Annotated in this window: 6 protein-coding genes; 2 read left to right on the top strand and 4 right to left on the bottom strand. The window is 33.9% G+C overall.

The annotated features are described in order from the left end of the window. Positions 1-157 precede the first annotated feature (157 nt). Positions 158-1,675, top strand: a complete 1,518-nt coding sequence (locus tag QZV12_RS00630; RefSeq protein ID WP_295615606.1) for a hypothetical protein — start codon at positions 158-160, stop codon at positions 1,673-1,675. Between the two features lie 39 nt (positions 1,676-1,714). Further along, positions 1,715-2,092, top strand: a complete 378-nt coding sequence (locus QZV12_RS00625) for a hypothetical protein (RefSeq protein ID WP_295615604.1) — start codon at positions 1,715-1,717, stop codon at positions 2,090-2,092. 847 nt (positions 2,093-2,939) lie between these two features. Here the strand turns inward: QZV12_RS00625 and QZV12_RS00620 are convergent. From QZV12_RS00620 to QZV12_RS00605, 4 genes are all read right to left on the bottom strand, one after another. Further along, complete coding sequence (locus QZV12_RS00620; RefSeq protein WP_295615602.1) at positions 2,940-5,816, bottom strand: hypothetical protein; 2,877 nt, start codon at positions 5,814-5,816, stop codon at positions 2,940-2,942. Continuing rightward, the gene (locus tag QZV12_RS00615; RefSeq protein ID WP_295615601.1) at positions 5,746-7,641 is read right to left on the bottom strand and encodes a hypothetical protein; all 1,896 of its coding nucleotides are present in this window, start codon (positions 7,639-7,641) and stop codon (positions 5,746-5,748) included. Before QZV12_RS00615 ends, QZV12_RS00620 begins: the two co-directional genes overlap by 71 nt. Before the next feature lie 94 nt (positions 7,642-7,735). After that, a complete protein-coding gene (locus tag QZV12_RS00610) occupies positions 7,736-11,065 on the bottom strand; it encodes a right-handed parallel beta-helix repeat-containing protein (protein WP_295615599.1) in 3,330 nt (1,109 codons plus the stop codon). Beyond that, entirely contained in the window at positions 11,025-12,653 is a 1,629-nt protein-coding gene (locus tag QZV12_RS00605) for a hypothetical protein (RefSeq protein WP_295615597.1), read from the bottom strand. Before QZV12_RS00605 ends, QZV12_RS00610 begins: the two co-directional genes overlap by 41 nt. Between the last annotated feature and the right edge of the window lie 140 nt (positions 12,654-12,793).

Here is a 12,793-nt window from a genome sequence, read left to right as displayed (position 1 = left end):
TTATTTATCTCCTTGGCCCCCTTATTTTTCGTTTTAAAATGCAAGCAAGCACTTGATTTCGCAAATTCGTATAATTATGGCTTGAGACGATAAAATTTAAGGAAAGGATACAATGAATAAATTAACTATTAAAATATTTTGCATATTTATAATGGTCATGTATTGCTTAGCGCCTTTAAGTGCTATTGATTTAAATCAAGACAGCAATGCAAGTTTTGAAAACTTAAGCGACAGTGAAAAGAATACATCAATTGATATTTCCAATGAGACTTCAATTGATACAGATGACAGTTCAAATGATAGTTCCGAGGACAAACAAAATGATACTTCCGATGAATACAAGTCAGAAAGGGATATTGAAAAAATCAACAATACAGATAATAAAACCCTCACTAAAGACCACATCGCTTTTAAAGTGCATATTGCAGATTGCAATTGCGGAGAAAAACCTTTTGCAGAGATAGTATGTCATGTTGCAGGAATAGACTTTGCTCCAGCTATGGCTACAGGCAATCTTGAACTTTCATGTCCCCAATTTACTCATAAATATAGTGTTAACTTGGATTCAGTTAATCCATTTCGAGAATATTATACAATAGATCTAGATGAAAAATTAGAACCTGGCCTATATAAAGTTAATTTATATTATCCCGGTGACAAACATTATGAACCTTGGAGCGGCTCCACAAGTTTCATGGTCAAATATAATGCAGACCCAAATTTGGATGTACATATTGATGATGCCCTTTATGGCGAAGAAGTGAATGTGACAATAAAAGCCAATGAATCATTAAATGGTCCTGTGCTAGTTAGAATAAACGAGGGACACACCTATAGATTTGAAGCAGTCAATGGCCTAGCTCAAGGTTCAATCAGCGGATTGGCCCCAGGCAATTACACTGCAAAAGCGATTTTTAAAGGAGATTATACTTTTGCAGAAAGTGAAAAAACCACTACCTTCACCGTGAAAGAAAATCCAAATCCTAAGACCAGACCTTATTTAAGTGTGCATGTCAACAATATTACAGACTTTGAACAGGGCATCCTACAAATAAACACTAATGAATCATTGAATGGGGATGTGAAAGTCAATGTATTAAATCTTAAGGAATCAAGGAATGTCACTGTTAATGTAGTGGATGGTGTTGGTAAATCTTATATCAGCAATTTATCACCAGGCAATTACACTGCAGTTGCTACATTTGACGGCAATGACAAATTTAAGAAGGTCGCAAACTCAACCACATTTAATGTTAGGGAAAGAGACACACCAAATTTAAGCATAGATGCTGTAGGCAATGCAAAAGCAGATAAAACAGAGATTAAAATTCAAACAAATGCAAATTTATCCAAACCAGTAAAGATAAAACTAAATAATTCTCAGGAATACTACCTAAACCTGGAAAATGGGGCAGGCACATTAACAATCGACAATTTAGCTGGAGGAGAGTATACAGCTACAGTTTGCTATGATGGAGACATATACTACAAACCTGCTGAAAACACAACAAAATTCACAAAGAGAGAAAATAAAGATCCTAACTTAAGAGTACAAATCAACGAGACATTGCCTGAACAAAAACCAGTGGCGGAAATATACTGCAATGATACATTTGACCGCAAGGTTGACATAAGCTGCCCTCAATTCCATCAAGGATACGAGGCACAGATGTAAGACGGATATGCAAAAGTAATTCTTGATAGTGAAGATGACTTGGCGGAAGGAAATTACACCATTACCCTAAAATACGATGGTGACTATACCTTTAAACCAACTGAAATCTCAACAAGCTTTAAAGTTGCAAAACAAAAGTCCAACTTAAACATGGATATTAGAACATCAGGATATAGCGGATCAACTGCAATTGTAGAGATTCAATCCAACAAGCTTTTGAACGATAATGTGAAAGTCCAAATAGATAATGGCGGTTATCATAATGAAGTCACTGTAAAGCTTGTAAATGGTGAAGGTAAAGCAACATTTGGTGGATTGAATCCAGGAACATACAATGTTAAAACCACCTTTGATGGAAACAAAATCCTAGAACCAGGAACTACAAACAGTACCGTCACAATTCAAAGACATATTTAAACTAAAAAATAAAAGATAATGAATGGCAAATCATTATCTTTAACTTTTATTTTCTTTTTAAAGATTTAATTCCAATAATTTAATTAGCATTTACATCAATTGCTAAAACTCCAAAAAAACTATTTTTAAATAAAATAAATATGCATAAAACTATTTTTGAGGGCGTCTCACGATTATGACCATCCCTCACTTTTTTTCTTAACTTATTTTCATTAAATTATATCTTTACCCATATAACGAAGCAGAACTACATATAATTTAATGAAAAGTAGACATAATTTTTAAGGAATCAATGAAAAAATAGTTAATTTAATTTAAGCTCCATTGAATATAATGCATCCATAAAATAAAAATCATATTTTATGTCTTTAGCATCTATGTTGAGAATATTAAATAAAAATCATATTTTATGTCTTTAGCATGTATCTTATATTGAGAACATATTAAATAAAAATCATATTTTATGTCTTTAGCATGTATCCTTATGTTGAGAACATATTAAATAAAATGATAAAAAAATAAAATTAATCTCCAATACATGATAAAAAAAAGAAAGGAAAATAAAATTTCCTTTTTAAAATGAATAATTTTAGATATGGGCAATATTTAATTAATATACGTTTTTCTTGAACAAAGTCCAAATGAGTCTTTTTACCCAATAAGGTACTAAATAAATCATTAACATCTTTGTATAAATCCATCAACTCTTGCCTATTAATCTCATTCCCATTCTTTAATGCATTATACCTATCCTGCAGGATAGGATAAGTAATATTTTGAGATAATTTACGAGAAATCTGACCTAAATTTCTTCATTGGACAATGAACCAGTACCAGAATTTTCAACTCATTTAGGAGCTTTATTCATCTCGATAGAAACAATCATCAATTTATTTAAATCCTTGACAAACAATTCATAATTCACATCAAGAGTATCCCCATCGGACAGAGTATCAGACATATACTTTTCATACAAAGCAAAAGCCTGATCACAAATTCTTTTAGCTAAAAATTTATTCTTTTTGCCTATTTCATCAGCAAGCTCGTAGGAATCGGCAAGAGCAGAACTCATGGACTTGGTGAATTTTTCTAAATTAAAATTACTTGTAGAAACCTTTTTAACAAGGAATGTTTTAAGGTGGTTAGTATTATCCAAATAATCGGCAGGACTAATCTTATCAAACACTTCATTTAAATGCTTGATAAAATCCATGTACTGATACTGGTGATTTGAACTCTCAACATGAACCAGATACTTTTTATACAATGCATCGATTTGATTAGACAACTTTGTGGCAAAATCATTGTCCTTAACTCTGATTTGCTCAACAAAAGTATTTGCAATGACAACTGCATCCGCCATAAATTCCTTGATTTTGTTTATGTCCGCACCGGTAACCGGTTCCTGAAAAACCTTAAACTTATTAGGAATTGGATTCGCCTGTGAATTGGAACCGGTTCCAGGAACAGCCCCTTGACCTTGAGCAATATTATTCTCTGAAATATACCTGCTGACAAAGTCAATGATCCTTTGACGTAATGCATCGTCACATTCCCTATAAAACATACGGTCAATATTATCCGGATTATTTTTGAAAATCTTTTCCATAACCACTTTAGCAAATTGAGGATAATCCTTTTCAAATTTCTGCATAGAACCTAAAAATACTATATACTTACTATTTGCAGATATTACATTTGTCATATCACAAGGTAAATTTTTATTCTCCATAATGCTCTTGATACCAATGAAAACTGGATTAGGACCTCCAATAGCATCCAATACCTTCAGAAGGCTGTTCTTGAATTGATCATACTTAGGCAAATACTTATCCTCAGGGATGTTGGAACTCACCATCAAATTAATAAACTGGATATAAGCCCTATAAACAGTATCCACCTCATTAATAAGCCTTTGACTATCTTGAGGACTCAATTTTGATGTGAGAATTCTATTTAAAACATAAGCCTCAACCTCATCGACACTGCACTCAGAAACATCCTTGCCGTTGATTTTTAATGATTCCTTAACCTCAACAGATCCCTTGTAGAAATTAGTACGGATAAAGTCAATGATGTTTTGACGAACAGGCATAAATCCATTTGAATTATCACCAACAGAAATGGCATAATTAAACAAGTCACCAGACTCGGCAAATAAAAACTGAATAACCCTTCCAGCAACATTAGGATACCTCTCTTCAAAGAGATCCCAAGAACCATACAATCTCAAAAGGGAATCTGAAACCACTTTATGAGCATTTTTAGAATAAATGGCAGTATTCTCAAAAATCATTCTAATCTCATTGAACTGGTCTTCGGTTAAAAATATCCCCTCTTTAACAGCTTGATTGAATTCAAAAAGTTTTCGGGCAACTTCAATAACCTCATCACGAGCCTCAACCATACGTTCCCAAGGTTTTTTCAGTACATGATTTTCAAATTTTTCTACACCGAAATAGCTTTCAATATACTTGCACAAATCCTCATACTTTTCATACAATGTAAACCAGGAACTCATCACAACAGCCAGGTCCACCTGCTCAGGAATATAATTATCATTATGGGGATCAAGAGGAATATTCTCATCCTTCATAATTTTAATAACATCATCCAATACCACTTGAGTAATGCGAATACCTTGAGCTAACGGAAGAGGATTATGAATAATCTGACCCTGATTAGGATTAACTTGACCGGGATTAGGGTTAATCTGGCCTTGATTAGGATTGGAATTAGGATTAATCTCATTAGACTTAATCATATTAGGATCTAATGGATTATTCTCCAGATAATCTCTAGCAAATCTGATAACATCATCACGAGCAGTATCCTTATGAGTTTTCACATAATTAATAAAGTCGCCATCTAAATACTTGTCTTCAAGAATTGCCATCAAACCACCATATCTATCCACCAATGTATTCCATGATCCAATCACAAGATTTTCCTCTTCATCAGAACCAGTGAAAATAATGTTTAAATTTTCAATGTTTCTATTGTTCATAACCATTTCAATATCCTGAAATACCCTCAGATTAATAGGAATATCAGAAGATTCATGAATAGGATTGATCGGTACACCATTTAAAATCTTTCTGGCAAATTCAATTACATCATTACGAACAGTGGTTTTATGTTTACCTGCATATTTAACGAAATTACCATTAAAAGCCCTTTCTTCAATATATTTGAACAAATCAGGATATTTCTCACTCAGTGTCATACAAGACCCTCTTATATAACCTAATAAGTCATTTGAATCTGCATAGATACTACTAGGATCAGGAATTTCTTTATTCTGCATAACACCCACAATATCATAAAAAATATCCCGATTAATCTTAATTTGAGGAATTTCAGGATTAGCTGGAACTGGATTAGGATTAGGGCCAACTTGATTAGAGTCTCCATCAACTATGGACGGATAAATAGCTTTGCGAATAGCCTCATACCACTCAATCAATTGATTTTTATCGGTAATGGCAGCAATATAATTCTCATATCCTCTAAAACTATCAAAATGAACCCCCTTACCACTTAAGAAATCAAAAGCGTCACCAAATCTGGTATTACTAATATAAGCCTTATACAAATCATTTATGAAAATCCTTTTTATATCATCAATGCTGAAAGAAGCAATATCGACCTCCTCAAAAGCATGATATGTCGCACGAGCGTACAAAGCATTGGAAGACTGGAATGATGATGAATAGTTCCTCAAAAGCATGATATGTCGCACGAGCCCTTATATCAACATAGACTTTATAAATATCATTAAAAGAACCATGCAACAAAGCAGACCTATCCTTCCCCACAACATCATTTCGGAGTTTATGAGTCATATCCCAGAAACCGATATAGTATAATAAATCATTTCTTATCACATTGCCCATAGAGATACCAATTAAATCTGCAAGTTTATCATCATACAGCTGACTGATTAGAACATTATATTCATTGTTATATACAATAGTGTTATTTCTGAAATTTCCTAACTTTTGGAAAATTGCCAGATATGTCATAGAAAGGTCATTAGGGGCACGTTCAAAACGATCTCTCATAGAGGAAAGGTCCTCGGAACCACTTAAAAATTCCCTAATCACTTGGTCATACAGTTCTTTATCTATAATTTTCAAATAATCCAAATCCGCCTGCATGTCATCAATCAGAATTCCTAAATCCACACCACCTGACAAAGTAAATAAACTTACCGTACTTGAATAAAGATCAGGTTTGTTGAAAATATTATAATACTTGTCGAAATGATAGACATCATAATTTGGGCTTTTGAATATGATATTGGAATCATCAGCAGAGACACCTAAAAAAGTAATAATATCAACCACCTCAGTTCTAAGGGCATTGGCGAAATTATAATATGTTACCAACTGACCTTTACTGTTCCTAATGCAAAACTCTTTGCTATTTTTATTAAATTCCCATTTGGAATCATAAATTGAGGTCAGGCCATAATTTTCATAGAGGTATTCCATTAAAAAGAAATATTCCACTGGAGATGAAATTTGCAACATCTGCAATCGGGATTGTAATTTCGCAACATCAATCTGTTTAAATGATTTGGTTCCTTGTGGATTTATTTCTCTTTCTAAACCTATAATCTCCTCTCGAGATGCTATCTCTGCTGTAATATTATTATAATACTCTTCAGGATATTTCTCATTTATAGGAAGATAGTGAGAACCTTCAACCACCAACATATCAAAATAACTAACCTTATTGATTATGTCAGGATTTATAAGATACATATTGTAGATATGGGTTAATAGAATATCTCCACGATTATGAAAATCCACTTGATTTTTATCAACTAGCTCTTGGGGACTATTTGGCGGAATCTTTATATCACTATACATTTCTAAAATTTGATATATGATCTGCCTAGAAACCTCCTCGTCAACATTGAATATACGAGACAACTCAAGTGACAACTCAAAAGACCATAACTTACGATTCAAGTCATCATGGGTAAACTTACGATACAATTCCACATCTATAGGCAAGCGTTTATTTAAATTATATTCAAACGTATAGTAAATGTTTACCTGTTCATCAAAATAACGCCATTTATTATATATCTCAATTAAGCTCTCTTTAGAGTTAGATTTTGATAAAATAACAATGTCACTTAGATACCCAATAAATGAAGAATTTCCAATATAAGAGTTCACATTTAAAATGGTATTGGAAATTTCATTATTTATTAAGATAAATTGAGGTAAGCCATTCAGCAGAATATCTGCAATTTGCCCTGAATTTAAATTAGATACATCCTCATTAAAAGTAATATGTTCCCAAGCTCTTGAATTCACCAAAATAGAATATATCTTGGACAATTTTTCAAAATACCTTTTAGTCAGGTTATTAATATTCGTTAGAGTGGTTAAAATTTTAGCACAATCACTATAATCGTCACCGGCGACATTAACAATACCATTAAATGTTTTAATCAATTCACAACATTGGTCATAGAAATACTTGTTAATCATCACCTTATCACTGTCACTAAGTACACCATATACTGACAAATATTCTGGGCCCAAATATTTAATATGATAAAGATTAATGTATCTTTCTTCCATATCAGAGCTTCTATGATTCTTGAAAAATTGATTAAGATTCTTATACTTTTCTAAAAGTACAGCTTTTTTTCATTATAATTTTGTATTTTTTCTGCATCTGCCATCCATTTTTCGAAATCTCATCAAATTCAGAACTTATTACAAACTCATAAAGCAATGGATTGAATGATTTTAATGCATTCATATCCCTAAGTATTACATCCTTCAAATCCCAGACATACATAGATCCCACATAAGCGGGCCTGTTGAAAATACCATTATATGGATTTGATTTAAATAATTCAATAAGATTAAAGGACAATGCCTTGTTATACTCATCCACATCAATATTAATAGTATTATTCAACGCTTCCAATTCATGACAAATGCTCAATAGAAGATCAATATTGTCCTGCTTCTTGTCAACAAAGTTTTGAGTATACTTCTGCTTCAAAGTAACGTATTTATCATAAAACACACTACTTTCACTAAACCTGGCATCCAGTTCATGTATAAAACTATCAATACGATCAGTAATAATTTGAGCAGTGTTTAATTCCGGATTATTAACATAGGAATCGTCAAGGCCTGCATTCACCAAAATCCTATTTAACTCCGCCTGAGCACTATTATAAATATTTTCCCAAACAACAATCCTATTAGGGTGACTACTATCAAACAAACTACTAATGGTACGGGAAAGACCACGAGCCCCAATATTCTCCCTATACAAACTCAAATAGGAAACCATACTGTTAGACATATACATAATACCCAAATTACGAGCACGACGATCCAACACACTGAAATCATTAAGCAACCTCAAAACCCTATCGGCATGAAGCCTATTACCCTCAGCAAAATTATAAGCATCCAAAGTAAGCCGATTCTGCAGATAAGAAAGATTATTATTTCCACGAACCCTACTATCCAAATAATTGAGCGGACCAAGGTAATTACTAATTATAGCATTATTTGCCTCTACATTAAGAAGATTTTCCGGATGGTCCTCAATAATATTATTATTCTCTGTATTGGCATGCATTCTGTTTGCAATATTGACAGGATTATTAACAGGCCTATTACCATTCACAGCAGTGGTGGATGTGATAAGATTAAGAGTATCAAAAAGATTCACCACATCCTGAGCACTGGCCTGAGGATTGGAAAACAATGCATCAACAGACTTGTACCAATAATTGACAAGATCAGGATAAGCGTTACGCAAAGTCTCCATACTGTTCATACCATCCTTAAGACAATTGTCCAAAGCCTCCTTAAATATAGGATCCTTATAGATTTCACTGAAAGGATCATTACCTTTGCCAGGAATCTGACTAGAAGCCTGACCACCAGGAGCCTGACTACCTTGGCCACCTTGACTTCCTGCACCACCTGGGCCAGCTTGACCAGGAGCTTGAGCATCACCATGAAGCTCTTCAAAAATACGTTTGACAAGATCACTTCCCTGAGTCCAACCAAGATTACCCATACTGAAACCTAACATGGTAAAAGACAAGGCATTTCCCCAAAGATTACTGTAATCATGATAAACACTACCCTCAAGGAAACCATAACCAAGACCAGAAGCAAAACCAATACCAGCACCAGCAACAGAAGCAACAATCATACCAGCAACAGTAGGAACAAAAGCACCAATAACCGCACCAGTACCAAAAGTCAAAACAGCAGTACCTAACATAAAGGCACCCTTAACCAAACCAGTCTTGAAATTAGACCAAGGCTTATCAAACTTCACACTAGCAGATTGAGCACCAAAACCAGCAATGGAACAATCACCACTATTAAAATTATAAACAGCATAACCACCATCACCAAAAGTGACATTCATACAGGTAACAGACCCTCCATAATTATAAACTACACCATACTCACCAGGATTATTATTAGCAAAGACAGAATCATAAATTGTCAAGGAACCAGTATTGTTAATAAGCTGCTTACCACCACCAACACTAAACACACTACAATTAACCATGGAACAGGAACCCTCATTCACCAAAAAGGAACCACCATTATAATTATGGAAACTACAGTTGATGAAAGTAACAGAACCCTTATTAATAACACTTTTGCCACCAAAATCAAAATTGATGAAAGTCATGGTAGAGGAACGACCAATATTCAACCTATTAAAACCAACATCAAAACCATTATTCTGGAAAACAACAGACATACTACGATCAAAGGCACCAGTAAAATTAAAAGTATAAATATTGGTAAAGTTAATCATTAGACATGAGACTGTATGATTATTCAAATAAGTCAAAACAGCATTATAGGAAACGTCATCACTAACATTGAAAACCTCAAAATCACTGGTTGAAAAATCATCCTCAAAGGCATCTTCATAAAAGCAATTGGTATACTCGATATTCTCCTTATCATACAAACTGCATTTGAGATAGGAATCCTTCATCTGAACATAAGGCTGCAAACAATGCTTAATCTCAACATAGGAAGAAAGCTCAGCATAAATATCATTAAGATTACCTCCAGCAGCATTACCTAAGAAATTACAGTAATGACATACAACGGAACCGCAAAAAGACCGAATAGCCCCTCCAACATCACCACCAACAACAGAATAATGAATTGCATTACCAGTAAAAGTAGTGTTATTGGCATAAAGACTACCAGTAACATACAAGGCAGTATTGAAATTCCCAATATTCAAATCATTCAAAGTCAAAGAACCATAAGTACCAACAAAAGCCAAATGATAATCCTTATTAACTGCATTGCCACTTATACGGATAGTGGCATTATGACCATTGATTGTAACTTGGGCAAAACCCACATCCAAGAGGTAACGATCCTTTATAGGAACAATAGTAGTGGAATCAGGTTCATAAGCACGACCTCTCCACTCATAACCTCTAACAAGCTCATAATCATCAGGAGTGAAAACATAATCACCAGGAGCCAAATCAATGACAACTTCAGTGGCATTGATGTATGTATTCAAGGTATATAAAACGTTAATGAGCTCAAACTTATTGGAAACACTAACAACCCACTTGGTATCATCATTATAAGGAGCGGAAACAGTACTGTTTACAAGAGCAAAATAGGCATCCTGCATAATCCAAGAATGACGGAAAAGCTTGGAAAACTGAGTTGCATCATAACTATAAATAATAGTAGTGGAATAGGAATCACAATAGAATGAATCAGAAGAAATATTCTGACCATACAGATTACGGAAAATATTCATAGAATAAGGTTCAGCATACAATATGGAAGCATCCATATGCATCTTATTGAAAGCCTGGAAATAGGCAGTGTTATTGAAAAATCCACAGTGATCAAAGAAGGCAGTATTGTAGTTATGAATAACAGTACCAGACCCCCCAAACCTTAATATCACTCTTAAATGCCTCATTTTCACAGAACACACAATCCCTACACATCACACTACCATGATTAACAAAAACATGATCAAAATTAGTAATATTGACATTCAGGAAGTTAACATTGGCATCAGCACCAACATACATGAAGTTAAGATCATAATTACCCTTAATGATAGCACCATTACCATTAACAACCAACTGACCATAAGCAAAACGGGAAACATAATCCCACTCCTGATCACTGTAGACATGGCCATTCAATACATAGGTAACATTTTCCAAAAGATTCAAACGAACAACATCATACTTATTCACAGAATTATCAGAACCTATAGAACGGAAAATGGACATCAACTCAGAACCATTATGAACAGTAGCCTCATAAAGAAGATAAGTATCACCATTCAACTCAATAACAAGAGAAACCCCATCATCTAATTGGGCAATATATTTTCCAACCCCAGTAAGCTCATCATAATAATAAACAAAATCATAACCATTCCAACTATTGACCATACGGGATCCGATGCTTGTCTTATCCAAGGAAACAAAAGTACGGGTACCTATAGTGATTTGTTCATTGGAAGCCAAATTATAGAGGTCTCCATCTGAATATATGCTCCATACAAGAAGGTTACCTGTAAAATTCAAATCCAAAGGCATGAAACAGGAAGCAAGACCATCATCACTCAAATCACTATAGAAAACCCTATCATAAACAACAAAACAAACATACCCCTTATTGACAGGATTTCCATTATGGTCCACTATCCTAACATTATAAAACTCACCTAAATCATACAATTTAATTCCTTCGTTAATGATTTGAATGTCACGCTCATTCATAGGAACATCATCAACCTCTATACGCTGACGAGCCAAAATAGAATCAGTATCATCCATACCCTCACAGGAATACATGGAAACGATATCATAAGTACCACTTGCAGTAATGTGGGAATCAAGATTAAAATAAGCAATACCATCATAATCAACGAAAGAAGAACCAACTAACTCATGATTAACAAAGAAATCAACCTTACCAACAAAAACAGGCTTACCCTTATCATCAACTACCCTAACGCGATAAGCATCATGAAAATCATACTTAGTAACATTGCTGGTAACAATCGCAGAAGCGTTACCACAAGTTAAATCAGACCAGGAGGACATATTACTGGAATTAGTCATATATTTATTCCAATATGCATCCCAGTAAGCATCCCAATCAAAATTCCCATACTCATCATAATAGCTATCATAATAACTATCATTATAATTATCATCATAATCGACAATATCCCCATCAGAATCAGGACTATCCCCATCAGCACCTAAAACATTAGCATTTGCATGGGAATCATAAGAATTAGGACTATCCCCATCAGCACCTAAAACATTAGCATTTGCATGGGAATCATCAGAACCCAAATCTTCACCATCATAGGCATCAACAACACTTACATCCCCATTTCCATAAGCGTCGGCAACACCTAAAGCATTGGAATCATCATATGATGCAACATCATCAGATGCAGAAACAAAACCTACACCCAATAATAATATTAAAAATACAACGAAAAACTTATTAACAGTCTTCAAACAAATTCCCCCCATATCACAAGTACATTAATTCCCCATTATTTTAAACTTGTAATAGTATATAATTCATCGATTCACCGTTATTTTTAACTAAATATTTTTTCCTCATGAATTAACGGCACAATTTATAATGATTAAAA

Source organism: uncultured Methanobrevibacter sp., assembly GCF_902769175.1.
In the GTDB taxonomy this organism is placed as follows: domain Archaea; phylum Methanobacteriota; class Methanobacteria; order Methanobacteriales; family Methanobacteriaceae; genus Methanobrevibacter.
This window is presented reverse-complemented; position numbering and strand designations above follow the sequence as displayed.

Coding starts and splice junctions, on each gene's coding strand:
- QZV12_RS00630 (WP_295615606.1), top strand. CDS start 158: ATGTATTGCTTAGCGCCTTTAAGTGCTATTGATTTAAATCAAGACAGC.